Source organism: Nocardiopsis sp. CC223A, assembly GCF_030766825.1.
Classification (GTDB): domain Bacteria; phylum Actinomycetota; class Actinomycetes; order Streptosporangiales; family Streptosporangiaceae; genus Nocardiopsis.
In genome coordinates, this window is sequence record NZ_JASFDV010000099.1 from 1 (window position 1) to 23,436 (window position 23,436).

A 23,436-nucleotide genomic window follows, 5' to 3' on the forward strand; every position below is an offset into this window, starting at 1 on the left:
GAGCAACCCCCGGACATGAGACGGCCACCGCTGTGATCATGTGGGTGTGAAGGAACCAGACGATCGGCGGTGGCCGTGCCGCCTACTGTGGTAGAGGCCGACCCCGACACGTGGGAGAACGAGTTCGATGACCTGTTCTCCCAGGTCGTGGCCCCCGTCTCCGGCCGCCGGGAGCCCCGGTTGCGTGCCCGCTCCTACCTGCTGGGCCTGCTCAGCGGCCTGGAGCGCAAGAACGGCTGGTCCCTGGCCCGAGCACGTCGGCCACCACGCCCCCTACCGGATGCAACACCTGCTGGGCCGGGCCCGCATGGACGAAACCGCCCTGACCGCCTTCCTACGCGGCTACGTCACCGCGCACCTGGGCACCGACCCGGAGACGGGTGAGCAGTCGGCTCGGACGGTGTTGGCGACGATCATCGGTCCGGGTTCCAAGGTCCTGGTGGAGATCACCATCGACCCGACCACCGAACGCGACGCCCCCGAGGGCGAGACCGTCTCCGCGGGTGTGGTCGAGGCCGACACCGAGGACGGATATCCCGGGTCGGGTGGCGGCCGGGGATGTGGTCATCGCGACCGATGAGCACCCCTTCTGGGTTCCTGACCTGAAGGCGTGGGTCGACGCGGTCGATCTGGCTCCGGGTATGTGCTTGCAGACCTCGGCCGGCACCTGGGTCCAGATCAACGCGGTCCAGGCCTGGTCCCAGTCCGCCACGGTCCACAACCTGACCGTCCAGGGCGTCCACACCTACCATGTGGCCACGGGGTCGCTCGACGTCCTCAACCACAACTGCGGTGGCGAGCCGCCAGAAGAATTGCTTGATTTCGCTGATGAAGCTCTCAATACTAATGCTGCACAGCGACCAAACGTTGCAACTATGGCTATATCTGAAGTCAACGGGGAGATTGTTAAAGTCCGGGCTTACGCCCAGGATTCCAGAATTGGGAGCATGCCTTCTGAGACAGCCAACGCAGTGGGTCTTTCGGGTCACCATGGAGGATGTGGGGAAGCCAACTGTGCGGCGCAGCTTGAGCGCGTGGAATCCCCTCTCAGGGGTGCCGTTTTCTATTCGGTGAGAATTGGTGGAAACAAGTTTTCTATGGGCGAGCACCTCACGGATATCGGACCTTGTCCCGCCTGTCGGAGTTTTCTCCAGTTGATCGGAGGCATTGGATAGTGCCAGGACCAGTTCCGCCGGAGCTAAAAAAGGCAACCAGAAATCTGCGCAAAGTGAGGAATTTAAAGCCAGATATTGAGTCTGGTTCGGAATATTACCTGTGGTGCGAGCGGATGGCTGATGCGCTGGAAAAATTGTCTTCAGTATTAATTTACTGGGATGATTCAGAAAAGGCAGGAAGTGAGGCTGAATTGTATCGAATCAAGGCTGGGCGTGGCGATGTCGATTAATTCTGGTAAATTGGAGTTGTCTCGACGGCGCTCGCTCGGATGTTTATCGTCCGGCATTGGTTATCATCTATTGTTATAAGTTTCTTTTAAGCCTCGAGGGGAATTTGTGGGCGTCAGGTTAATCTGGATGCGATCCACCTTCCGGTACTACAGTTGCAATTCTGGTTTGCCCTGCTCGGGAAGTATGTGAGTAGTTCTGAGGAGGCCGGGAACTCTGATCCGGTGGTTTCCCGCACACGTGAACGGCCACTGCCCGGTCATCGATGGTTGTGAAGACAAAGAAAGAGCAGGCGGCGGCCGCGGCCGCGGCCGCCAGCGTAGCCACCCGCCGGTGGTCTCGTCGACTGAACGCGACCATCGACACCGCCGTCGCCCCGCACCTGACCCGCCCCGAGACCCGCACCACCGCCCGCCACCTGATCATGGCGCTGCTGGCCCCGCTGCCCGACAAGAACTGCTGGACTTTGGCCGAACACGTGGGCCATCGGACCCCTGGACCCCCTGCTGGATCCAGTACCTGCTCTCCCGCGCCCGCATTGACGACAGCGCCCTGGCCGCGTCCGTGCGCGACCACGTCATTGCGCACCTGGGCACCCGCGACGTCGTCCTGGTCGTGGACGAGACCGGAGACATCAAGCAGGGAAAACGCACGGTCGGGATCACCCGCCAGTCTTCCTCAGTCGCTACGCGGCCGGGCGTTACCCCAAGAGGCGGGTGAGCAGTTGGCTCGGACGGTGTTGGCGACGATCATCGGTTCGGGTTCCAAGGTCCTGGTGGAGATCACCATCGCCCCGACCACCGAACGCGACGCCCCCGAGGGCGAGACCGTTTCCGAGGGTGTGGTCGAGGCCGACACCGAGGACGGATATCCCGGGTCCGGTGGCGGCCGGGGACGTGGTCATCGCGACCGATGAGCACCCCTTCTGGGTCCCTGACCTGAAGGCGTGGGTCGACGCGGTCGATCTGGTTCCGGGTATGTGGTTGCAGACCTCGGCCGGCACCTGGGTCCAGATCAACGCGATCCAGGCCTGGTCCCAGCCCGCCACGGTCCACAACCTGACCGTCCAGGGCGTCCACACCTACCATGTGGCCACGGGGTCCCTCGACGTCCTCAACCACAACAGCAATTGCAATGACAACAGTCTCACGCGTGCGCAAGCTGACGATGTTGTCAATTACTTGGGATATACCAAGACCAAAATTCGATCCTCGGGCGGCCCTGCCAATCTGGGAGAACAAGAAAGCCGAGGGTGGTCAGCCTCGTTATATCACCTACGACAGGACTGGGAATAGCAAGCTGGCTGTATTCAAGGGGGTGAGTTTTCGAAATCTTTTCCGGTCGAACAGTGATTCTGCTCGAGATGGAACCTATGGGTTGGGATTCGGGTCGAATGGGGAGCTGCTGGGGCTTGAATGGCTAGCAAAATAAGTGTGGAGTTGATCATTAGTCCGAGCGGTGAGCGAGTGCGCGAGGAATTGGCAGACTCGGATTCCTGGAGTTCGTACGTGACGGAACTGCGAAAGCTGCTCGGATTGGTGATTGGCAAGGGTGGCGCCAGATTCCTGCAGGTTAGTGAACTGCTGGTGAATGAACCTCTGGCTAGCGAACATATCGGTCTTCGAAATGGTGTGAAAGTCCACTTCTCGCGGGCGATCGACCTGATCGATAGAATGGTGTCTGGGCTCGGTCCTTATTGTCGAATTTCCGTTCCTGGAAAACTTGTGATCGAGTCGGGGTGGGACGGTGCCATACATGTATACATGACGCGAACGATGAGCGCTGATCTGGTTGGATTCCACTGTCAAAGCTCGATTCTCCGGTGGCGTGATGCAACTCCTGATGTAGCGGTCTTGAAACCCGTTCGTGACGTGACTGATGAGAGTTTCTGGGCGGCGGTGGCGAAGGACTCCGAGCGCTTCACCTTGTTGTGCGAGCGCTGGGCGTACGGCGATTGCGGGTATCGATGGTTTCGCGTGACCCCGGAGAACGTAGTCGAGGTGTCACTACTCATGCGGCCGCGCTCACTGGTCTGTGTGGTCAGCGATCCGGAGTTGCAGACCAGGCCTGAGCTATTGGAGGACGGATTCACCGCCTTCATGGCCCCGTTGTTGCCCGGCGAGTTGGTCTACCGGGCCTACCCCTTTGGCGCGGATACGCTTTCCGAAGTTGTGGACGAGGGCTTCGCGTTCATGCTGGCCGACAAGGCTATGGACGGTTGGTGTGCCGTGGTGCCAGACCCGGATGGAGTGAACAGGGCCCTGTGGGAGAGCCCAGTTGGGGAGGATGGGATTTCCCCAAGGTCCGGTAGTTATTAGCGTTCTTGCGCTCCTGCCAAACGCGGCTGTGGGCCCTCGGTAGCGGTGTAGACACCTGGCCCCCTCTTGCGGATCGGCCTGGCCGAGGCCCACGCACGGGCTCACGCCGATCGGGGTTCGCGGAAGAGGGTTGAAGTGTCAAATATCGAAGTCGGTGTGGTCGGTGTCATTGTGAAAGGCGATGAGACCGGGAGGTTCGTCTTCGTCCAAGAGCTGCCGGATGATCCTCCGAGCTATCTGGTTCACATCGCCGCCGATGAGAACTTCAAGACATCCGGAGGCGATGAGTGGGTCGAAGACCATTCGTCGTTGGCGGATTTTTTTGAAGAGGGGGAGTGGGTCGTGGAGTGGAGGCGCCCCGGGCGTCCACCCGGATCGTGATGGCGGCGCCCGGTCGGAGGCCTGTGCCGCGAACGCGTCCCTCACGGTGATCGCGTTCAACGACATGTCCCAGCTGCCCGTCGGGCTGCGGTGGACGGGGGTGGCGGACGGCGGGCGGGGCTGACCGGCGCCGGGGCGGCGACAAGGGGCCTCCGCGAGCAGCGCCGCGCGGCTGCCGCGGACTATGGTGAACCCGCTGGCCGCCACGAGGTGGTCGTGCCGGTCGCAGGCTGCAACGGGTGGTCGGGGCGTGGGCGATCAGCCGGTCGGCAGGGCGCGTTCGTACCGGCTCACCCAGGTGACGACGGGACCCTCGGCGTTCCGCTGCCCGGGGGCGCCGCCCACCGCCACGTCGCCGCAGTGCACGAAACCCCGGGCTTCGTGGTAGGCGCACAGGTGCGCGTTGGACCTCACGCAGTCCGGCCGTAGGACGTCGGCGCCGTGGTCGCGCGTGGCGCCGGACGCCCGGTCGAGTATCGCCGACCCCGGCCCGGCGGCGCACGGCCATACGGTGCACGTAGCCCGCGGAGCCGCCGTGATCCGCCCACAGCGGGTCGTTCCAGTCCAAGATGGTCGTGCCCGCGACCTTGCTCCCGACGTCGACCAGCCATGTCCGGCTCCGCGCTATCGCCCCCGCGACCCGTTCCGCGTCGAATCGCGGGGGCCACTGGTCGATGCCGCGTGTCCTCAGCCACGCGGCCGCCTCGTCGAGCACCCCCAGGACCTCCTCCGTCCGGTCGCCGGACGCGACCTCGAAGACGACCCCGCCAGTGTTCCCGTCAAGCGTCATGCCCGGGTGATCGCAGTGCCCCGGAGTCCCATGCCGCGTGGCCGCTGCTTTCACGGCGGACCTTGGCCGGGGAAGCCCAGGGCGAGCTGTTCGGGGCGGTGGTCGCCGGGGGGCTCGGCGGGGTTCCGCAGGGCCCGGTTCCGGCGGGCGGGGCCCGGGCGGTTCAGGCCGTGGCGGTCGGCGATTTCGCGCACGGCCGTGGTGACGATCCGCTGGTAGGAGTCGGGCGTGTAGGAGCCCCGGGCGTAGAGCTTGCGATACAGCGGAAGCAGCCGCGGGTGTTCGCGGGCGAGCCAGGCCCGGTACCACTCGCGGGCGCCGGGCCGCAGGTGCAGCACGATCGGGGTGACGCGGGCGGCCCCGGCTTCGGCGATGGCCGCGACGGTCTCCTCGATCTGTTCGGCAGAGTCGGTCAGGCCGGGCAGGATCGGGGCCATCAGCACCGAGCACTCCAGGCCGCGTTTGGCCAGGCGGCGCACCACGTCCAGGCGGGCCCGCGGGCCCGGGGTCCCCGGCTCGACCGTGCGCCACACCGTTTCGTCCACGGAGCCGACCGAGACAGCCATGCCGACCTCGGTGACCCGGGCCGCCTGTTCGAGCAGGTCGAGGTCGCGCAGGACCAGGGTGCCCTTGGTGAGGATCGAGAAGGGGTTGGCGGCGTCGCGCAGGGCGGCGATGATCTGCGGCATGAGCCGGTAGCGGCCCTCGGCGCGCTGGTAGGGGTCGGTGTTGGTGCCCATCGCGATGTGCTCCCCGCGCCAGGAGGGGCGGGCGAGTTCGGTGCGCAGCCGTTCGCCGGCGTTGACCTTGACGACGATGCGGGTGTCGAAGTCGCGGCCGCTGTCCAGGTCCAGGTACTCGTGGGTGCGCCGGGCGAAGCAGTACACGCAGGCGTGCGAACAGCCGCGGTAGGGGTTGACGCTCCAGCGGAACAGAGGGGAGTCGCCGGGGACCCGGTTGATGATCGACCGGGCCCGGACCTCGATCGCGACGGGTTCGCCATCCTGCCCAGCCTGCACCGGCCCGGGCCCGGCCGTCTGAAGCCCCGCCCGCCCGGTGCCCCGGGCCGGGGGCGGCGTGTGGTCGAACAGCGCGGTCTGCTCGACGGTCGTGGTCGCCTCTCTCAGGTTCTCCCAGCGCATGACTGTGATTCGAACATGTTTTCGAACGCCTGTCGAGTGGTTCGAACGCCGGACGGGGCGTTCGGACGGCCCGCAGTGGGCGCGGCGCAGGCCGGTTCCCCGGGCGGGCAGGGGATCCCGGCGGTCGGGGCCGATGGCCGGGGAGGAGAAAGTCGTGTCGGTGAATCGGGCTCCGGGACAGGGGAGCCGTCGCGGAGGCCTGTTCCCAGCCGTCCCGTCCGATCTCTGTGACAGGAATCGGTTCCGGGATCGGCCCCCGTGAAGTCACAGCCCGGCGTCGGCGAGGATGCGGTACATCCGGTCCGGGGCAGGACGGGGTTGGCGGCGGCGCGGTCGGTGACGTCGGTGACGGAGTCGGCGAGCAGCCGGTCCAACAGCGCGTTCGAGACGTTGGTGTGAGCGGCCACCCCGCCGCGCAGGTCGGCCGCGGCGGCGGTCTGGTTCCCGCGTTCGAGGCAGGGCACCTTGGACGGGTGCCAGCCCGCGCGGGCGGCCAGCTCCCGGCCGGACAGCCCGGCCTCCTCCCGGAGTTCGCGCAGGCGGACGCCGAGGGAGGCGCGGGCGGTCCGGTAGTCGGTCATAGAGCGCAAGCCTCCAGTGGCCGGACAATGCGGTAAGGCCGTCGGGGGAGCGTCGACATGCGTTTCACGTCGACAGGTCTCGGCCGATGGCCTGGATGAGGCGGAGAGCGTGGGGGCCGCGCAGGGCCGCGGCGGAGAGTTCCGCGAACGTTCGCCGGTAGGGCTCGACCGCGTCGTCGTCGGTCAGGTACAGCTCGGCACCGATGGTCTCCACGATCACCCGCTCGTCGTCGTAGATCCAGAACCCGTGCATGGGCGAGACCGCCAGGACCTCCCCCAAGGGGATGACGCCGATCCCGCCGAGCCCCTGCCGGATGCACGCGGCCAGGTGGTCGAGCTGCTCGGCCTGGACCTGGGCGGGAGCGTGGCGGGTGTGCAGAGCCGGTTCCCAGAGCAGGATCCGCACCTCCCTCCCCCGGTCACGGAGGACGGCACGGCGCTCCATGCGTTTGCGTACGCCCTCCTCGATGTCGGCCGGGGTGCCGTAGAGTTCGACGGCCCGGCCGATCATGGCGCGGGCGTAGGCGGGGGTCTGCAACAGGCCCGGGACGCACACCGACTCGAAGATGTGCAGGGTGCGGGTGCGGTTCTCCAGGTCCACGGCGTTCTGCTGGCGGGCCCGGTTGCCCGCGGCGAGGCGGCGCCGCCACCCGGTGTAGTGGGTCTCCAGCGCACCGAGCTGGGCCACCAGTCCTTCGGTCGTGTCCTGGCGCCCGCACAGCAGAGCCCAGCGGCGCAGGTCGGCCGCGGCGGCGGTCTGGTTCCCGCGTTCGAGGCGGGACACCTTGGACGGGTGCCAGCCCGCGCGGGCGGCCAGCTCCCGGCCGGACAGCCCGGCCTCCTCCCGGAGTTCGCGCAGGCGGACGCCGAGGGAGGCGCGGGCGGTCTGATAGTCGGTCATAGGGCGCGGGTGGCCATGTACTCCGTGAAGGTCAGGGCGTGGTGCCAGGCCGCATCACGGGCCTGGAGGGCGGTGAGCACCTGCTCGGGGTCCTCGGTGAGCGCGGCGCCCAGGACGTTGCCCTTGTCGTCGAACTCCAGACGGGCGACGGTGCGGCTGTCGAAGACCCAGAAGTCGTGGTCGGGCAGTTCGGCGACGATCGGATGGGTGCGCGGCAGGTAGCGGATGTCCTCGCCCGCGCCGAGGTTGTAGGGGGTGCCCCACAGCTCCCAGCGCAGGTAGTCCGAGGGCGGGTCGTCGATGAGCCGGACCCGCTCCATGCGCTTGCCGGTGGCGAGTTCCGCTTTCATCATCCTCAGCCAGGGCTTGAACCACTCGATATCAGAGTCGTCTCCGACCAGCCACTGTTGGAAGGGTTCGTTCTCGATGAGGACGCCGTAGAAGGTGCGGGTCTCCAGCCGCCAGGCGGTGTGGCGGTACTGCCGGAAGAGGTCGTCGAAGGCCTCTCCGGAAACGAGGTCGGACACGTCACTCCTCGGGGGCGAAGCGGGTCAGCAGCTCACGGGGGACCACGACGAACTCCTCGCCGGGCAGCACATCCGCGAGCTGGGCGAGGGCCTCGGGGTCGGTGAGCCGGTAGCCCTGGACGACGATGCTCCCGGTATCGGTCTCGTACAGGGTGGGGCAGTTCCCTCCGTGGGAGGTGGTGCCGAGCTTGCGGAGTTTCACGATCCTCCTCGGTGCCAAGGGGTGTGCCTTGAGTATCCCGGAGCAAAGCGGCCCGGGAACAGGGTCGGCGGATAGGCACAGGCGCAATCTCGCGCAATCCCCGCCTCTGCGCATCACTGCCGCCGTACGCTCACGCCGACCCGGTGTTCACGGATGGTGAGGTGGTTGGCCCATGCGCTCTGTTACGACCCGCGATGATCCTCCGCGTGTACTCGCGCCGTACGTGCGCGTCGGTTTCCAGGACGGGACGCTGTTCCTCGGGTTCGGGTCGATACGTCGGCCCGTGCACGACCGGGAGCTGTGGGAGCCCCTGCTGCGCCTGGCCGACCACTTCCGCGCACCCCGCACCCGGGCCGAGGCCCGTTCCTTCCTGGACGGCCCCTGCGGGGCGGACGCCCACCGGGCCGAGGCGGTGATGCGGCTGCTCGACGACGGGAACCACCTGATCCCCGCGCACACCTACGACCCGGCCGACCGCTACAGCCGCCACGCCCTGTTCTACGAACTCTCCGGCGCCGACGCGGTGCAGGTGCAGCTCCGGCTGGCCCGGGCCCGGGTGACGCTACTGGGGTGCGGAGGCATCGGCGGCCTGGTGGCGGTCACCCTGGCCACCGCCGGGATCGGCGAACTGGTCCTCGTGGACGCCGACCATGTGGAGCTGAGCAACCTGACGCGCCAGTTCCTGTTCACCGAGGCCGACATCGGACTGCCCAAGGCCGAGGTGCTCGCCCGGGAGCTGCGTCGGCGCAACCGCGACTGCCGGGCGCGGGCGGTGGTCCGCCGTGTCGGGAACAGGGAGGATCTGAAGGCCCTGCCCGCCTGCGACCTGGTCGTGGTCTCGGCGGACTCCCCGGGACTGACGGGCACGGTCAACGCCCACTGCGCCCGGAGCGGAACGCCGTGGTTGAACGCCTGCTACGTCAACGAAATCGCGGTGTGGGGACCGCTGGTGGTACCCGGGGTGACCGGATGCTGGGACTGCCGTTCTCTCACCGCCGGCGCCCCGGAGGGGGAGCCCGAGCTGTCCGGGCTCATGGCCGGGATCAACGCCCGCTACCAGGCGCCGTCCAACGGTCCGGTGAACATGCTCGCCTCGTCCCTGGCCGCTCTGGACGTGCTCCGCCACCTGGGCGGTTTCGGCGTCCCGGCGTCCCTGAACCGGCGGGTGGGGGTGTGGTCGCATGACCTGTCGCTCGACGGGCAGGACACGGAACGCGATCCCGCCTGCCCCACCTGTTCCCTGACCGGTCTGCCCGTGGAAAGGGTCCGATGAGCGCCGATTTCGACGCGGGGTGCGTGTTCTGCCGGATCGTGGCCGGGCAGGCCCCGGCCCACCGGGTCTGGGAGGACGAAGGCCACATGGCGTTCCTGTCGATCTTCCCGAACACCGAGGGGTTCTCGGTGGTGATCCCCAAAGCCCACCGGAGCAGCTACGTGGTGGACCTGGCGGAGCAGGAGTACGCCGCGCTGCACCTGGCGGCCCGGGAGGTCGCCCGCCTGCTGGACGCGGCGTTCGCCGATGTGGCGCGCACCGGGATCATGTACGAGGGGTACGGGGTGGACCACGCCCACGCCAAGCTCTTCCCCATGCACGGAACGACAGGCAACGCGGGCGAGGGCTGGCGGGCGGTGGCGTCGACGGCCACCGGCTACTTCGACCGGTACCAGGGGTACCTGTCCTCGCACGACCACGAGCGGGCCGACGACGGGTGGCTGGCCCGGGTCGCCGAGCGGATCCGGCGAGCGGGCGCGTGACGCCCGATCTCCGCGGCTTCGGCCGGGGACCAGGACGGCGAGTGCGGGGCGGCCCGGGGGTGCGGGCCGCTCCGCTGTCATTTTTCGGGGGTGTTGTTTCTCAGGGGTCAGTTGTTGCCGTCGTCGTTCACAGCCGCCTCCTCACCTTGCGTGGTGAATGCGCGGGAGGCCGTCACGCGCCCCGGGGCTCTCGGTGGCCTCCCGAGTTCATGGAATCTTGGCGGCCGGGACGTGGACAACGGGCTTGCTTGAGATTGCGTCCGGGATGGTGGGCGTATGTCGGAGTCGTGTTGGTGCTGCGAACAGCGGTGCCCGACAGAGGGCATGGTCCTTGCCGGGCACCGGTGGTGTTCTGCGGGGGCGGGGAGGCGGGTCGGGGTCAGCCGCGGGTGGAGTGGAGGAAGGCGGTCCACTCGGGGGAGGGGAAGGGGAGGTGTCCGTCGGCGGGGTGCTTGGAGTCGCGGAGGGCGGCTCCGCAGGGCAGGTCGGCTACCTCGACGCACTCGTTGTTGCCACCGCTGTGGCTGCTCTTCCGGAAGTCAGTCGGGATGTGTGCGATCTCGACGCAGTTCTCACCGGCACCGCTGTGGCTGCTCTTGCGGAAGCGGGCGACTTCGACGCAGTTGCCGCCGGTGTCGGCGCTGTAGCTGCTCTTGTGCCAGACCAGCCGGAGTTCGGGTTCGAGCGGGGCCTGCGTCATGAGTACTCCTCCATGATCTCCTGAAGCCGAATGCGGGACTGCGTGGGCTTGAGAGCCGCGAGGCGCAGATGCTCAAACGCTATCTGGTGCTCCTTGATCTCTGCCGGTTGCTCCAGGTAGATCGACCCTGTGCGGTGCTCGATGTAGATGACCCCGGGGTCGATGGTGGCCGGGAAGCCCAGAATCGAGAAGCTACCGGCCATGCCAGGGTGGGCCCCGCTTTGTTGGGGCAGCACTTGGAGGGTCACCTTGGGCCGCTGGGACATCTCCAGCAGGTGGGCCAGTTGCTCGCGCATCACCTCGGCACCGCCCACGTTACGCAGTAGCGCCGCCTCGTCGAGGACCGCCCACAGCCGTATCGGCTCGTCGCCCTCCAGAATCGTCTGCCGGGACATGCGCATGTCCACACGGCGGCGGATCTCGGCTTCCCCCAGTTCTGTGGTGCTGTTCTCCATGAGAGCCGTTGTGTATGCGTGTGTCTGGAGTAGCCCGGGGACGAGTTGGGTCTCCCAGGCGTAGATCTCCGAAGCTCCCTGTTCGAGGCCGAGGTAGAGGGAGAACCATTTGGGGACGGTGTCGCTGTGGTGCTCCCACCAGCCCTTCTTCTTGGCGTTGCGGGCGGCTTGGAGGTAGTGCTCCCGGCGGTCCTGTGGGACCTGGTAGAGGTCGAAGAGGATCTCTTCGAGGTCACGTGTGCGGGGTGGGACCACCGCGGTCTCGATGTAGTGGAGCTTTCCGGTGGTGCAGCGCAGGGCGGCGGAGACGTCCTTGCGGCTGAGTCCGGCCTCCTCACGGAGGCGCTTCAGTTCGTGGGCGAGCCAGCGTCGCCAGACCGTGGGGCTGGAGCCCATAGGTGCCACCTCGTGTGTTTCCGGGGTCGGTGCGGTGAACGTTAGCGGAGTTACGGCCGCTCGCTGAGGGCGACGGCGTAGAACCTGGCTGGCCAGGTTCGGTGTTCTACTGGCCAACCTCCCATTGAGATCCTATATTGAAAATCAATCTTGACTCTCAATGAGTCGAGATGGCCTGTGTTCTGGTGTAAGTCCGACCCTTGGGGCCTGTGCCCGGTGTCGGATGCATCTTCCCTTTGCTTCAGCTTGGGTAAGGAGTGTCTTTGTCATGCTCGCAATCGTTCCCTCACCTCCGCCGATGCCGTCGCTGCCGGAGGTGACCCTCCCCCTGGGGGAACTGGTGCCGCGGCGGTGCCGCCACTACTTCAACCCGCACGCCCGCCGGGCGCACTACAACGTCCGCGCCTACGAGTTCGGGTCCTCGCCGCAGCTGATGCCGCTGGTGCGGGCGTTCCTGGACGCCAGCGCCGCTGAACGCGACGCCGATTACCGGTACCTGTTCACCCTGCTGGGCTCGGAGCTGGCGGCCAACGCGCTCACCCATTCGCTGTCGGGGCGGCCGTTCGGGACCTTCACCCTGCGGTGCGAGCGCCGCCGCACGGGCCTCCACCTGACCTGCACGGATCAGGGGCACCCGGACGGGCGCACCACCCCCGATGGACAGCGCGAGCACCTGGTCGCCGACCCCTCCGGCCTGGACACCGGGGCGGAGTCGGGGCGCGGGTTGGCGCTGGTCGATGCCCTGTCCACCTCGTGGGGCGACAACGGCATCGCCGACCACCGCCAGGTGTGGTTCTTCCTGGCCTACGACCTGACCGACAACCCCTGGACCACCGCGGCCTGAACCGGTGCGGGCGGGAAGCGCAGCCCCCGGGCCAATGACACCCGCCCCCGGAACAACCGAAAACACAGGTGCCCCGGTCCGGTGCGCGAACACCGGGCCGGGGCGTGATCACCACCTGCACCAGTCAGGAGATGACCATGGAACACCCTACAACCGGCCGCCACCGGCGGCCCTGCACCGGCATGCCCGCACGCGTGTGGGCCCTGGCCGTCGCACTCCTTGCCACAGCCCTGGCCGCGCTCTTCGTCCCCCGCCGCGCCGACCGAAAGCCGCGCGCACTCCCGGCCGCACTCGAACGCAAAGACGTTCCCGGGCACGGCGACCTGCTCGCCGACCCGCCCGGATTCCCCGACCGGAACACCCGGGCCGCCGGAGCCTCCGGTGCATCCGCCCGCCGGGAACAGGCCTTCATCGGCCCGAGCGACCGGACGGACACCGACCCCGACCGGCTCGCCGGAGCCCTGGTCCGCCCCTACCTGGACCTCGTTCCCCGGCCGCGCCCGGCCGAGCCGGAGGACTACCCGGCCGCACCCCGGGCCCCGGACCAGGGCGAGTTCGCCGAGCTGGCCGACCGTATCCGCGCCTACCTGGCCCTGAACCCGGGTGCCGGGGAGGTTCCCTGACGACCGGGCCCGCTGCGGGCGGTGTCCTTCCCCACACCGCCCACAGCCGCTTCACCCGAACCGCCCGTGTGCGACGCTCGCCTTCGGGGAGGCCGCCGGGCGAAGGGGAGGACCATGGGCGAGTCCGAGTTGTTGGTGGTGGGCCCCGCGCCGGCCGCCGCCGGGGTGTCCGTGCTGGGCCGCCTCGGCCACGGCTTCGCCGTGCTGCGCGCCGACGGCCGCGCGGTCCTGTAACCGGGCGCGGTCTCCTTCCTCGTCGCGGCGGTCGTCTCCTCCGGCCCGCTCACCCTCGGCTTCGTCGCGGTCATGCTCGCTGTCGCCTCCCTGACCGCCGGGCGCCGCATCACCACCACCCGGTGGCGGTTCCTGTGGGCGTTCCCGCCCGTCTGCCTCCCGGTCGTCCCCGTCATGGCCGCGCTGCCGCTCACCGGCCCGGCACCCGTCAGCGGTCCGGCCGTCATCCCGCTGACCGGGATCCTCACCGGCGGCGCGCTGACCGCGACCGTCCTGGCCGGGCGCCGGGCCACCGAGGAACCGCGCACCCGCAGGGGCGAGGTCGAAGCGGCCCTGTCCCCGGGCCTGTCGCCGCGTGACGCGGCCCTGGAGATCGGCCGCCCCGCCGCGGCCTCCGCGCTGCTCCCGGTCCCGGACCGGACCCGCGCGGTGGGCCTGGCGGCCCTGCCCGGGGCGTTCGGGGGCATGCTGCTCGGCGGCGCGACACCGTTCGAGGCCGGGGCGGTCCAGGTGTTCGTCCTGGCGGCGCTGCTGCTGGTGGAGAGCCTGGCGATCGTCCCCACCGTGGAACCGGCGGCCTGTGGCGCCTTCCCGGTTCCGGAAAGGGAGTGAGGCCCGGGGCGCGGTGCCTCTGCCATGCTGGGCGGATGGGCGAGCGGGAGTACGAGCGGGCGCGGTGGCGGGAGTGGGTCGGCGCCGCGCTCGCCGACCACGAGAGCGGGGCGGCCGGGCTGGACCGGGCCGCCGACCTCCTCGTGCTGGGCGCGGCCGAGGTGACCTCGCGCCGCGGCCCGCTCTACGAGCAGGCCTGCGAACTCGCCGCGGAGCTGGAACGCCACCACGACCTTCGGACGTCGGCCTGGAACACCCCCGACGACGTCACCCCCGCCGATGACCGGCGGCTGGCGCAGACCATCGCTGCGGTCCGGCGCCTGGTCGGCTCGGTATGAGGAGTGCCGGGCCGCGGTCGCGGTACGCGGAGGCGACGGGCGAGGTGGAGGTGTCCGGAACGCGGGAGGGGCTCCTTGCCCTGGCGCGGGTGCTCCGTGGCGGTGGGGAGGGCGCACTGGCGCCGGTGGCGGATCCGGCGCCCTATGACCGGGCGCCGGCGCGGGTCGACGTTCGGCACCGAGCATCGGGCAAGGTCCGGGTCTCCGTCGACGGCGGGACCCTGGTGATCGAGGGCGCCCCCGAGTCCCTCGCCGTGCTGGCCGAGAACGTCGAGGTCTTCGCCGACGAGGCGCACCCCCGCCACCACCTGCACGTCGACCACTTCCCCGGGCACTACTACCTCGCGGAGGGCTCCGCGCCCGTGGTGGTGGCGTTCGACGGGACCTCCCCGGCCACCTGAGGCGGGCGGCGGTTCCCGGGGCGCCCGGGAGCAGCCGTGCCGCGCCCGGTCCGGGGCGGGTCCGGGGCCTCCGAAGGGCACCGGACCCTCTGCACGGGCCTCTTAGTGGTGTTGTGTATATGTCTTGACATTCTTACCAGTGCCTCCGCATGGTACGCAGTACCCGCACGGACCGGTCGGGTGAGCGCCCCCCGCCCGCTCCGGGGGACGAAGGCGGGCGGTGCGGTGGGGCGGCCGCACCCCGCCGTCCGTACCGGGGCCGGGCGCCGCGACCGCCCCGCCCCCGAACCCCGAAGGACCCGCCACGCAGATCGGCCTGATCACCGATTCCGTCAGCCACCTGACCTTCGAGGAGGCCCTGGACCTCGCCCGGGACCTCGGCCTGAGCTCGGTGGAGGTGGCCACCGGCAACTGGTCGGAGAGCCCGCACGCGGACCTGCCCGCGCTCGTGTCCTCGGCCGCGGCCCGCGAGGAGTTCGCGGGCAGGATCAGTGACCGGGGGCTCGCCCTCAGCGCCCTGACCGCGAACGGCAACCAGCTCCACCCGGTCTCCGGCCCGCGGCAGGACCGGGTCGTCCGCGACACGATCGAGGTGGCCGGTGCCCTGGGCGTTCCCACCGTCGTCCTGATGTCCGGCCTCCCGGGGGGCCGGGGCGACTCCCACCCGAACTGGATCACGACCGCCTGGCCCCCGGAGAACCTGGACATCCTCGCCTACCAGTGGGACGAGGTCGCCGTTCCCTACTGGAAGGAGCTGGCCGCCCTCGCCCGGGACAAGGGCGTGCGCCTGGCCGTCGAACCCTGCGGCGGGCAGCTGGTGCACAACGTCTCCGGCATGCTCCGGCTCATCGAGAGCGTCGGGGACGCCGAGGTCGTGGGGGCGAACCTGGACCCCTCGCACCTGATGTGGATGGGCGCGGACATCCCCACCGTGATCCGCGCGCTGGGCGGCTCCATCTTCCACGTCCACGCCAAGGACGTCCGCGTGAACGGGCCGGAGGCCGCGCGCGACGGGCTGCTCGACACCGTGGCGCCCACCAGGCCCGGCGACCGCGCCTGGAACTACGTCACGCTCGGTCTCGGCCACCCCGGCGGAGCGACCTTCTGGGCCGACTTCGCCTGCCTGCTGCGCTCGGTCGGATACGACGGCACCCTCAACATCGAGCACGAGGACACCCTGGTCAACGCGGTGGAGGGGGTGGGCCGGGCGGTCGGCCTGCTCAAGCGGGTCGCGCTCGTCGAAGCCCCGGACCGGACGCCCGCGAAGATCTGACGGCGCCCCGGCCGGAGCGCGGGCCCCGGCCGGGGCGGGGGTGTCGGTCGCCCATCTCCGGCGGCCGCTCCGGTAGAGAAAAGGGGACGCCCCAGGTGGGCGGCGCGCCCCTTCGCTCGCCGAGAGGAATCCATGGGTCATCTGCCCGACGAGGTCGCCCCCGGTGTGTTCCGCCTCGGCGACGAGGTGGTGAACTTCTACCTGATGGACACCGACGAGGGCCTGGTCCTCGTCGACGCCGGGCTGCCCACGCACAGCTCCGGCTTCCTGGACGCGGTGTCCCGGGTGGGCGGGCGGCTGCGGGCGGTCCTGCTCACCCACGGCCATCCCGACCACATCGGCCTGGCCGCCCGTGCGCTGGACCACCCCGGAACGACGGTGTGGGTGCACGAGGACGACGCGCCGCTGCTGGGCGGCGGCCCCGCGCAGGCGATGGTGCACGCCCCGCCCGAACGCTCGATGCTGCCCTACCTGCTGCGCCGCCCCCGGGCCGCCCGGCTGCTCGCGCACCTGGAGGGCTCGGGGGCGTTCAACGCGCCGCCGGTGCCGACCTACTCCACGTTCGTCCACGGCCGGGTCCTGGAGGAGGTGCCCGGAAGCCCGCGGGTGGTGGGCGTGCCCGGGCACACCCCGGGCAGTGCCGTGTTCGTCTGGCCGGACCGCGGGGTGGTGTTCACCGGGGACGCCCTGGTCACCTTCGACCCCACGACCGGCCGCACGGGGCCGACCACGATCAGCCGCATGTCCACGCACCAGGGCGCCCGGGCGATCGCCTCCCTGGAGCGGCTGGCGGAACTGGGGGAGGAGGCCGTGCTGCTGCCCGGCCACGGCGACCCCTTCACCGGCGGGCCGCGCGCGGCGGCCGAGCAGGCGATCGAGCGCGGCATCGAGTAGGGCCGCCCGGGGCGGCCGTGCCGTGTCCCGGCCGGAACGCCCGCGCGTCGCGGTGCGGGCCGGGGCCCACGGGATCGGGGAGAACCGCGGGGCCTGCACGACTGTCTACTCAGGGCGTACCGGGCGCACCTGGCATATTGACTTTCGATAGCTATCTATCGAGAATCGATTTATGCACAGCTATATCACCCTGGTCCTGCGGGTCGGCGTCGCCTTGGCGATCCTCGTCGGCCTCTTCGGCCAGGTCGTCGTCATCCCGGGCGCCGCCGCCGACGAGGTCGAGCGCTTCCCTCCCTACGCCCCCTACGAACTCCCCTACGTCATCCTGGCGATCCTCGGCGTCGCCTGTGTGCAGGTCGCCCTGGTCGCCGTGTGGGCGCTGCTCGCGATGGTCGAGCGCGACGCGATCTTCACCCGCCGGACGTTCTTCTGGGTGGACGTCATCATCGGCGCCACCCTCGCGGCGTCCCTGCTCACCGCCGGGGTCACCGTGCACCTGCTGGTGGACTCGGACATCCCCTCGCCCGCCGACGGCATGGAGCTGATCGGCGCCCTGGGCGCCGCCTTCACCACCACCGCCGGTGGCGTCGCCTTCGCCCTGCTGCTCGTCCTCATGCGCGGGCTGCTGCGCAAGGCGACCGAGTTGCAGTCGGAGATGTCCGAGGTCGTCTGAACCGGATCGCGCGAGGCCCCGGGCACCGCCCCCGCCCCGAAGCCCCGCGCGCCGGACCCCCTGCCGCGACCCCGCTCAGGCCAGGCCGTTGGCGCTGAGCCAGTCCCGCGCCACCAGGGTCGGGTTCTCCCGCTGGGAGATGATCCGGCCCATCATCTCCCGGATGTCGGGGGTGTTCAGCCGCGCCGACACCGCGTCCAGGACCTCCCGCGCCTCCTCGTCCACGGCCTGCTCCCGGACCAGCGGCAGGATGTTCTCCGCCAGGAACAACCCCTGGTCGTCCTCCAGCATCACCAGGTCGCGCTCCCCGATGGCCGGGTCCGTGGTGAACAGGTCGACCACGTCCACCTGCCCGTTGGTCACCGCGTTGAGCGACAGCGGGCCGCCCGCGTCCAGGGCCACGAAGGTCCCGAACTCCAGTCCGTAGACCTCCTGGAGGCCCACGACGCCGTTGTACCGGGTCTTCCACTCCGGCGGCCCGCCCAGGGTCATCTCCCCCGCCAGCGGCACCAGGTCGGACACCGTCTCCAGGCCGTGCTCCCGGGCGGTGTCCCCGGTGACGACCAGCACGTCCTTGCTCTGCGCCGCCGACGCCTCCAGCACGGCCAGCCCCTCGGGCACCCGTACCTCCAGCTCCGCCAGCACCTCCTCGTCCGCGGTCACGTCGGTCCCGGGGTGGACGTACTGGAGCAGGGCCCCGCTGTACTCGGGGATGAGGTCGATGGAGCCGTCGACCAGCCCGGGCACGTACGCCTCCCGGCTGGCGATGTTGAACCGCTCCTCCACCTCGAAGCCCTCGGCGCGCAGCGCCTCGGCGTAGATGTTCGCGATGAGCAGGCTGTCCAGGAAGTTCGCGGAGCCGACCACGATCGTGCCCGAGCCGTCGCGGTCCACCCCCTCCCCGGCGGCCAGCGGGTCGGAGCCGAGCCCGCAGCCGGTGGCCGCGAGGACGCCCAGCGCGGCGGCCAGCGCCGTCGCCGCGCGCAGCGTCCGCGTGCGCGTTCGTCGAGGGGTCATGGGGGCCTCCAGGGGGTTGCGGGGCGGGTTCACGGCGCCCTCCCCGGGGACGGGGCCGCGGCGGGGACGGCGGCCGCCGGGTCCCCGTCCGGGTCGGGGAGCCTGCGCAGGCGCCCGGTCAGGCCGGGGGAGACCAGGGCCCGCTCCAGCAGGAGCAGCAGCGCCTCCACGGCGACGGCCAGCAGGGCGACCAGGACCGCCCCGGCGAGCATCTGCGTGTAGTCCAGCTGGGCCTGGCCGTCGATGATGTACCGGCCCAGCCCGCCCAGCGACACGTACGCGGCGACGGTCGCGGTGGACACCAGTTGCAGCGAGGCGCTGCGCACCCCGGAGATCACCAGCGGCAGGGCGCAGGGCAGCTCCACGGTCAGCAGCACCTGCCAGGGGCGCATCCCGATCCCGTGGGCGGCGGTCCGCACCTGCGGCGGCACCGCGACCACCCCGGCGTAGGCGTTGGTCAGGATCGGCGGGACCGCCAGCACCACGAGCACGATCAGGGCCGGGACCGCGAACGCCAGCTGCGACCCGAAGTGCGGGGACACCAGCAGCACCGCCGCGATGAGCAGGCCCAGGGTGGGCAGCGCGCGCAGGGCGTTGGCCAGCCCGGCGACCAGGACCGCGCCCCGGCCGGTGTGCCCGATGACCAGGCCCGCCGGGAGCGCGATCACGATCGCCGCCGCGGCGGCGATGGCGCAGTACAGCAGGTGGGTGAGGACCTGGCGGGGGATGCCGTCGGGGCCGACCCAGTGCGCGGGGTCCGCGAACCAGTCGATGAGGTTCATGCCGTCGTCTCCGCTCTCTTCCAGGGGGTCAGCGCGCGGGCCGCGGCCAGGATGAGGCCGTCCAGCAGCCAGGCGAGCAGCAGGCACAGGACGATCCCGGCCGCGATCGGCACCAGGTAGCCGAGCTGGAAGCCCAGCGTGAACAGCGAGCCGAGCTGCGGGACGCCCAGCAGGGCGCCCAGCGACACCAGGCTCACGTTGGACACCGACGCGACGCGCAGACCGGCGGCGATGACCGGCACGGCCACCGGGAGCTCGACCAGGAGCCAGCGCTGGACGGGCCGGTACCCCATGGCGTCGGCCGCCCGGGCGGTCTCCTCGGGCACGGCGGCCAGGCCGTCGGCGACCACGCGCACCAGCAGGGCGACGGTGTAGACGGTCAGCGCGCACACGATGTTCACCGGGTCGAGCATCCGCGTCCCCAGCACCTGGGGGAGCAGGACGAACAGGGCCAGTGAGGGCAGGGTGTAGAGCAGGGCGGACCCGGCGACCAGCGGCCGGTACAGGAACCCGAAGTGGTGGGCGGCCCAGCCCAGCGGGAGCGCGATCGCCAGGCCCAGCAGCAGCGGGACCAGGGACAGCCACACGTGCGCCAGGAAGTACTCGGCCATGATCGGGGCGTTGTCGGAGAGCCAGCGCAGGGCGGTCATGCGGTCTCCTCCGCGGGGGCCTGGGACCGTCGGTCCGTGGTGGCCCCGGCGGGCTCCCGCGCCGCCTGCGCGGCGGCCTCGGCCCGGGCGGCGGTGATGGCCCCGACCACGTCCTCGGGGGTGACGGTGCCGGTCAGGACCCCGGCCTCGTCGGTGACGGCGCCCCGGCCCGAGGGGGAGGAGAGCGCCGCGTCGAGGAGTTCGCGCAGGCCCTCCGCCCCGCGGGCCGTCGTGCCGCCCAGCACCAGGTGCTCCCGCCCGACCGGGTCGGGCCCGGCCGTTCCGGGGCCGGCGGCCGTGACGTCGATCCAGCCCAGCGGCCGGTGCGCGTCGGACACCACCAGCGTCCACCCGTCGCGGGCCGCCCCGCGGGCCTCCTCCAGGCTCGCGCCCAGGCGGACGGTGTTCTCCTCGCGCACCTCCAGGGCGGCGGGTGCGGCGAAGTCCAGCGCCCGGTACCCGCGGTCCCGGCCCACGAAGTCGGCGACGAAGTCGTCCGCCGGCCGGGTGAGCAGCTCGTGCGGGGGCGCGAACTGGGCCAGCTCCCCGCCCACCCGCAGCACCGCGATCCGGTCCCCGAGGGTGACCGCCTCGGCGATGTCGTGGGTGACGAACAGGATGGTCTTGCCGATCTCCCGCTGCAACGCCAGGAACTCCTCCTGGAGGCGGGCCCGCACCACCGGGTCGACCGCGCTGAAGGGCTCGTCCATGAGCATCACCGGCGGGTCCGCCGCCAGCGCCCGGGCCACGCCGACCCGCTGCTGCTGGCCGCCGGACAGCTGGGCGGGGTAGCGGTCGGCGTAGGCGGCGGGCAGGCCGACCAGCTCCAGGAGTTCCAGCGCGCGGTCCCGGGCCGTGCGGCGGGTCCAGCCGAGCAGGCGGGGGACGGAGGCGATGTTGTCCGCGACGGTCCGGTGCGGGAACAGGCCCGCGTTCTGGATCACGTAGCCGATGCCGCGCCGCAGCTCGGCGGTGTCGAGCCCGGCGGTGTCGCGGCCGTCCAGCAGGACGGTGCCCGAGGTGGGCTCGATGAGCCGGTTGACCATGCGCAGGGAGGTGGTCTTGCCGCAGCCGGAGGGGCCGACCAGCACCGTGGTCTTGCCGGTGGGCGCGGTCAGGTCGAGGCCGTCGACGGCGACGGTGCCGTCGGGGTAGGCCTTGGTGGCCCGGTCGAATCGAATCATCGGATTCTCCTGAGGGGATTGCCGTTGCGGGGCCGGGGGAGGTGCGCGCCGGGCGCGGACGCCCCGGTCGGGTCAGAGCCCTCCCGCCTTCTCGTCGTCGGTGGCGTCGTTCCCGGTGTCGTCGGTGTCGTCGGGACCGTCGGTGCCGCCGGGGTCCCGGGGGGCGCCGAGCAGCCCCGACACGTGGTCGGCCTCGGCGGTCAGCAGGGCGCCCAGGGCGGCGATGCGCTCCTCGTCCAGGCGGAAGGACGGGCCGACGACGCTGAGCGCGGCGACGGTCCCGGCGGCCGAGCGGATCGGGGCGGCCAGCGCCATGACCTCGGGGTCCACGACGGAGGCGACCGCCACGTACCCCTGCGCGGGGATCTCTCCCCGCAGGGCCAGGCCGACCGCCGACCCGTCCTGGGGGAAGCGGTGCCCCACCCAGCTGACGTGGCGGATGGTGCGGTTGCCCTCGACCTGGTCGATGTAGAGGACGCCCCGGTCGGCGGTGCCCACGCACAGGTAGCCGGACTCGCCGGTCTGGCGGGCCAGTTCGGCCAGGGAGGGCCGGGCCAGGGCGATGAGCGAGTCGTTGCCCAGGGCCTTGGCGCCGATGCCGATCAGCCGGTGACCGGGGCTGAAGGCGCCGTCGTCGCCGCGGTCGACGAACCCGGTGGACTCCAGGGTGCGCAGCAGCCGCAGCGCCGTGCTGGGAGCGAGCCCGGTGTCGCGGGCGCACTCGGTCAGGGACACGGGGCCGCGTTCGGCGACCACGGCGAGGAGCTCCAGCGCGCGTTCGACGGTGCGCGTCGACTCGGCCACGGGTGTTTCCCTTCGGTCCTGGTTCGTTCGGGCTTCGGATGAAACCCGGTTCATTTTCATCTGATGGAAGCCTTTTGCCATCTGGCAGCAGAATGACATACTCCAGTCGAGGAGGGAAGAGGCGGATATCCCCCATGTCGCACACGTACCGATGGAGGCGGGCATGCTGAGCCTGGACGGATCACCCCTGGACTGCGGGCGCATCGCCGGTGCGGCGCGGTCCGCCGAACCCGTCCGCCTGACCCCCGCCGCCCTGCGCCGCATCGCCGCCGCCCACCGCGGCGCGGGCGAGGCCGCCGCGCGCGGACCGGTCTACGGGCGCAGCACCGGGGTGGGCGCCAACCGGACCGTCACCGTGGACCCCGCCGGCGAGGGGGAGGGCCACGGCCTGCGCCTGCTGCGCAGCCACGCCGCCGCCGCGGGCCGCCCCCTCCCGGAAACGGTGGTGCGCGCCATGCTCATCGTCCGGGTCAACCAGATCGCCGCCGGGGGCTCGGGGGTCTCGCCCGGCACCGCCCGCGCGCTGCTGCGCATGCTCGGCGCCGGCGCCCTGCCCACCGTCCGCGAACACGGCACCGTCGGCACCGGCGACCTGGCCGCCCTGGCCGGGACCGCGCTGACCCTGCTCGGCGAGCGCCCGGCCGCCGCCCCCTGGACGCCACCGGGGCACTTCCCCGACACCGACGCGCTGCCCCTGATCAGCAGCAGCGCCCTGACCTTGGCCCGCACCGCCCTCGCGGTCGCCGACCTGGAACCCCTGGTGCGGGCCGCGACGGTGATCACGGCGATGTCCGCCGCGGCCGTCGGCGCCAACACCGAGGCGTTCTCACCCGAGGCCGCCCGCGCCTGCGCCTCGCCCGGTGCGATCACCGTCGCCCGCCGGCTGCGCGACCTCCTGGGCCCGGCCCTGCCCGCCCCCGCGCGGGTGCAGGACCCCTTCGGGTTCCGCACCGCACCGCAGGTGCAGGGGGTCCTCGTGGACGCGCTGGCCGAGATCACCGGGCTGGTCGGGGCGCTGTCCGCGGCCGCGCAGGAGAACCCGCTGATCATCGGGGCCGGGACCGGGCACACCCGGGCCGTGCACCACGGCGGGTTCCACATGGCCGCGCTCACCCTGCGCTCGGACGCCCTGCGCCTGGCCCTGGCCCAGACGGCGCCCGCCCTGCTGGGGCGGCTGCGCGCGCTGTCGGACCCGGCGGCCACCGGCCTCCCGGCGTTCCTCGCGACCGGACCGGCCGGGTCCTCGGGCACGATGATCCTGGAGTACACGGCCGGGTCGGCCTACGGCGCCCTGCGCGCGGCCGCGGCCCCGGCCTCGCTGGAGACCGTGGTGCTGTCCCGGGGGACGGAGGAGGACGCCAGCTTCGCCCCGCTGGCGGTGCACCAGCTGGACGGCGCCATCGCGGCGCTGCGCCCGCTGCTGGCCTGCGAACTGCTGGTCGCGGCGCGCGCCCTGGCACTGCGGGCCCCGGCCGGGCTCCCGGCGCCGCTGCGCCGGGCGTCCCTGATCCTGGAGGCCGAGGGCGCCCGCCCGCGCGAGGCCGCCGACCGCGACC

Annotated in this window: 30 protein-coding genes and 2 pseudogenes; 18 read left to right on the forward strand and 14 right to left on the reverse strand. The window is 71.0% G+C overall.

The genetic code is table 11. The features are described from left to right. The first annotated feature begins 184 nt into the window (after positions 1 to 184). The 7 genes from QJS33_RS31470 to QJS33_RS27515 all read left to right on the forward strand — a co-directional run bounded on the left by QJS33_RS31470 (position 185) and on the right by QJS33_RS27515 (position 3,721). Complete coding sequence (locus QJS33_RS31470) at positions 185 to 580, forward strand: hypothetical protein (protein ID WP_372339726.1); 396 nt, start codon at positions 185 to 187, stop codon at positions 578 to 580. Next, complete coding sequence (locus QJS33_RS27495; protein ID WP_306370968.1) at positions 561 to 1,175, forward strand: polymorphic toxin-type HINT domain-containing protein; 615 nt, start codon at positions 561 to 563, stop codon at positions 1,173 to 1,175. The genes QJS33_RS31470 and QJS33_RS27495 overlap by 20 nt, the downstream gene beginning before the upstream one ends. A 792-nt stretch (positions 1,176 to 1,967) precedes the next feature. Beyond that, on the forward strand, positions 1,968 to 2,123 hold the full coding sequence (locus tag QJS33_RS31475) for a hypothetical protein (protein ID WP_372339727.1): 156 nt from the start codon (positions 1,968 to 1,970) through the stop codon (positions 2,121 to 2,123). Positions 2,124 to 2,139: 16 nt separating this feature from the next. Then, positions 2,140 to 2,319, forward strand: a complete 180-nt coding sequence (locus tag QJS33_RS27505) for a hypothetical protein (RefSeq protein ID WP_306370969.1) — start codon at positions 2,140 to 2,142, stop codon at positions 2,317 to 2,319. After that, complete coding sequence (locus QJS33_RS27510; protein WP_306370970.1) at positions 2,300 to 2,698, forward strand: polymorphic toxin-type HINT domain-containing protein; 399 nt, start codon at positions 2,300 to 2,302, stop codon at positions 2,696 to 2,698. The genes QJS33_RS27505 and QJS33_RS27510 overlap by 20 nt, the downstream gene beginning before the upstream one ends. Then, positions 2,673 to 2,834: a hypothetical protein gene (locus tag QJS33_RS31480; RefSeq protein ID WP_372339728.1), complete on the forward strand. Its 162-nt coding sequence runs from the start codon at positions 2,673 to 2,675 to the stop codon at positions 2,832 to 2,834. Before QJS33_RS27510 ends, QJS33_RS31480 begins: the two co-directional genes overlap by 26 nt. 2 nt (positions 2,835 to 2,836) lie before the next feature. Further along, on the forward strand, positions 2,837 to 3,721 hold the full coding sequence (locus QJS33_RS27515) for a hypothetical protein (RefSeq protein WP_306370971.1): 885 nt from the start codon (positions 2,837 to 2,839) through the stop codon (positions 3,719 to 3,721). Between the two features lie 138 nt (positions 3,722 to 3,859). Here the strand turns inward: QJS33_RS27515 and QJS33_RS27520 are convergent, their stop codons facing one another. The 7 genes and pseudogenes from QJS33_RS27520 to QJS33_RS27550 form a co-directional block, all read right to left on the reverse strand. Beyond that, complete coding sequence (locus QJS33_RS27520; protein ID WP_306370972.1) at positions 3,860 to 4,162, reverse strand: hypothetical protein; 303 nt, start codon at positions 4,160 to 4,162, stop codon at positions 3,860 to 3,862. 198 nt (positions 4,163 to 4,360) lie between these two features. Then, the gene (locus QJS33_RS27525) at positions 4,361 to 4,516 is read right to left on the reverse strand and encodes a hypothetical protein (RefSeq protein ID WP_306370973.1); all 156 of its coding nucleotides are present in this window, start codon (positions 4,514 to 4,516) and stop codon (positions 4,361 to 4,363) included. Positions 4,517 to 4,942: 426 nt separating this feature from the next. Further along, entirely contained in the window at positions 4,943 to 6,034 is a 1,092-nt protein-coding gene (locus QJS33_RS27530) for an Rv2578c family radical SAM protein (RefSeq protein ID WP_306370974.1), read from the reverse strand. Positions 6,035 to 6,447: 413 nt separating this feature from the next. Continuing rightward, positions 6,448 to 6,615: pseudogene (locus tag QJS33_RS27535) on the reverse strand (helix-turn-helix domain-containing protein); the annotation flags it as partial. Between the two features lie 64 nt (positions 6,616 to 6,679). After that, positions 6,680 to 7,516: a helix-turn-helix transcriptional regulator gene (locus QJS33_RS27540; RefSeq protein ID WP_306370975.1), complete on the reverse strand. Its 837-nt coding sequence runs from the start codon at positions 7,514 to 7,516 to the stop codon at positions 6,680 to 6,682. Further along, positions 7,513 to 8,043, reverse strand: coding sequence for a DUF6879 family protein (locus QJS33_RS27545; RefSeq protein WP_306370976.1), 531 nt, complete (start codon positions 8,041 to 8,043; stop codon positions 7,513 to 7,515). The genes QJS33_RS27540 and QJS33_RS27545 overlap by 4 nt, the downstream gene beginning before the upstream one ends. Position 8,044: 1 nt before the next feature. After that, complete coding sequence (locus QJS33_RS27550; RefSeq protein WP_306370977.1) at positions 8,045 to 8,245, reverse strand: hypothetical protein; 201 nt, start codon at positions 8,243 to 8,245, stop codon at positions 8,045 to 8,047. Positions 8,246 to 8,417: 172 nt separating this feature from the next. Here QJS33_RS27550 and QJS33_RS27555 point away from each other — a divergent pair, with 172 nt between their 5' ends. Both QJS33_RS27555 and QJS33_RS27560 read left to right on the forward strand, forming a co-directional pair. Next, positions 8,418 to 9,518, forward strand: a complete 1,101-nt coding sequence (locus QJS33_RS27555; protein ID WP_306370978.1) for a ThiF family adenylyltransferase — start codon at positions 8,418 to 8,420, stop codon at positions 9,516 to 9,518. Beyond that, positions 9,515 to 10,000: an HIT family protein gene (locus tag QJS33_RS27560; RefSeq protein ID WP_306370979.1), complete on the forward strand. Its 486-nt coding sequence runs from the start codon at positions 9,515 to 9,517 to the stop codon at positions 9,998 to 10,000. Before QJS33_RS27555 ends, QJS33_RS27560 begins: the two co-directional genes overlap by 4 nt. Positions 10,001 to 10,379: 379 nt before the next feature. On the opposite strand, the gene QJS33_RS27565 is transcribed toward QJS33_RS27560, so the two are convergent. Both QJS33_RS27565 and QJS33_RS27570 read right to left on the reverse strand, forming a co-directional pair. Next, entirely contained in the window at positions 10,380 to 10,700 is a 321-nt protein-coding gene (locus QJS33_RS27565; RefSeq protein ID WP_306370980.1) for a DUF397 domain-containing protein, read from the reverse strand. After that, complete coding sequence (locus tag QJS33_RS27570; protein ID WP_306370981.1) at positions 10,697 to 11,551, reverse strand: helix-turn-helix transcriptional regulator; 855 nt, start codon at positions 11,549 to 11,551, stop codon at positions 10,697 to 10,699. The genes QJS33_RS27565 and QJS33_RS27570 overlap by 4 nt, the downstream gene beginning before the upstream one ends. 268 nt (positions 11,552 to 11,819) lie before the next feature. Here QJS33_RS27570 and QJS33_RS27575 point away from each other — a divergent pair, with 268 nt between their 5' ends. The 8 genes and pseudogenes from QJS33_RS27575 to QJS33_RS27610 all read left to right on the forward strand — a co-directional run bounded on the left by QJS33_RS27575 (position 11,820) and on the right by QJS33_RS27610 (position 17,443). Further along, a complete protein-coding gene (locus QJS33_RS27575; protein ID WP_306370982.1) occupies positions 11,820 to 12,395 on the forward strand; it encodes an ATP-binding protein in 576 nt (191 codons plus the stop codon). 137 nt (positions 12,396 to 12,532) lie between these two features. Further along, a complete protein-coding gene (locus QJS33_RS27580; protein WP_306370983.1) occupies positions 12,533 to 13,018 on the forward strand; it encodes a hypothetical protein in 486 nt (161 codons plus the stop codon). A 285-nt stretch (positions 13,019 to 13,303) separates the two neighbouring features. Beyond that, a pseudogene (locus QJS33_RS27585) lies at positions 13,304 to 13,864 on the forward strand (ABC transporter permease); the annotation flags it as partial. A gap of 35 nt (positions 13,865 to 13,899) precedes the next feature. Continuing rightward, on the forward strand, positions 13,900 to 14,202 hold the full coding sequence (locus tag QJS33_RS27590) for a hypothetical protein (RefSeq protein ID WP_306370984.1): 303 nt from the start codon (positions 13,900 to 13,902) through the stop codon (positions 14,200 to 14,202). Positions 14,203 to 14,252: 50 nt separating this feature from the next. Next, a complete protein-coding gene (locus tag QJS33_RS27595) occupies positions 14,253 to 14,603 on the forward strand; it encodes a hypothetical protein (RefSeq protein WP_306370985.1) in 351 nt (116 codons plus the stop codon). Between the two features lie 220 nt (positions 14,604 to 14,823). Then, on the forward strand, positions 14,824 to 15,876 hold the full coding sequence (locus QJS33_RS27600) for a sugar phosphate isomerase/epimerase (protein ID WP_306370986.1): 1,053 nt from the start codon (positions 14,824 to 14,826) through the stop codon (positions 15,874 to 15,876). A 132-nt stretch (positions 15,877 to 16,008) separates the two neighbouring features. Continuing rightward, complete coding sequence (locus tag QJS33_RS27605) at positions 16,009 to 16,770, forward strand: MBL fold metallo-hydrolase (protein ID WP_306370987.1); 762 nt, start codon at positions 16,009 to 16,011, stop codon at positions 16,768 to 16,770. Between the two features lie 172 nt (positions 16,771 to 16,942). Further along, complete coding sequence (locus tag QJS33_RS27610) at positions 16,943 to 17,443, forward strand: DUF2975 domain-containing protein (RefSeq protein ID WP_306370988.1); 501 nt, start codon at positions 16,943 to 16,945, stop codon at positions 17,441 to 17,443. 75 nt (positions 17,444 to 17,518) lie between these two features. Here QJS33_RS27610 and QJS33_RS27615 read toward each other — a convergent pair whose 3' ends face one another. The 5 genes from QJS33_RS27615 to QJS33_RS27635 form a co-directional block, all read right to left on the reverse strand. Further along, positions 17,519 to 18,460 (reverse strand): ABC transporter substrate-binding protein, encoded by a 942-nt coding sequence (locus QJS33_RS27615; RefSeq protein ID WP_306370989.1) that lies wholly within the window; start codon positions 18,458 to 18,460, stop codon positions 17,519 to 17,521. A gap of 29 nt (positions 18,461 to 18,489) precedes the next feature. After that, positions 18,490 to 19,242 (reverse strand): ABC transporter permease, encoded by a 753-nt coding sequence (locus QJS33_RS27620; protein ID WP_306370990.1) that lies wholly within the window; start codon positions 19,240 to 19,242, stop codon positions 18,490 to 18,492. Continuing rightward, a complete protein-coding gene (locus QJS33_RS27625; RefSeq protein WP_306370991.1) occupies positions 19,239 to 19,892 on the reverse strand; it encodes an ABC transporter permease in 654 nt (217 codons plus the stop codon). Before QJS33_RS27625 ends, QJS33_RS27620 begins: the two co-directional genes overlap by 4 nt. Then, positions 19,889 to 21,076 carry an ABC transporter ATP-binding protein gene (locus tag QJS33_RS27630; RefSeq protein WP_306370992.1) on the reverse strand — a complete coding sequence of 396 codons (1,188 nt, stop codon included), beginning with the start codon at positions 21,074 to 21,076 and terminating at the stop codon, positions 19,889 to 19,891. Before QJS33_RS27630 ends, QJS33_RS27625 begins: the two co-directional genes overlap by 4 nt. A 72-nt stretch (positions 21,077 to 21,148) precedes the next feature. After that, positions 21,149 to 21,880: an IclR family transcriptional regulator gene (locus tag QJS33_RS27635; RefSeq protein ID WP_306370993.1), complete on the reverse strand. Its 732-nt coding sequence runs from the start codon at positions 21,878 to 21,880 to the stop codon at positions 21,149 to 21,151. Positions 21,881 to 22,043: 163 nt separating this feature from the next. Here QJS33_RS27635 and QJS33_RS27640 point away from each other — a divergent pair. Further along, on the forward strand, positions 22,044 to 23,436 hold a 1,393-nt coding region (locus tag QJS33_RS27640), incomplete at its 3' end, for an aromatic amino acid lyase (RefSeq protein ID WP_306370994.1).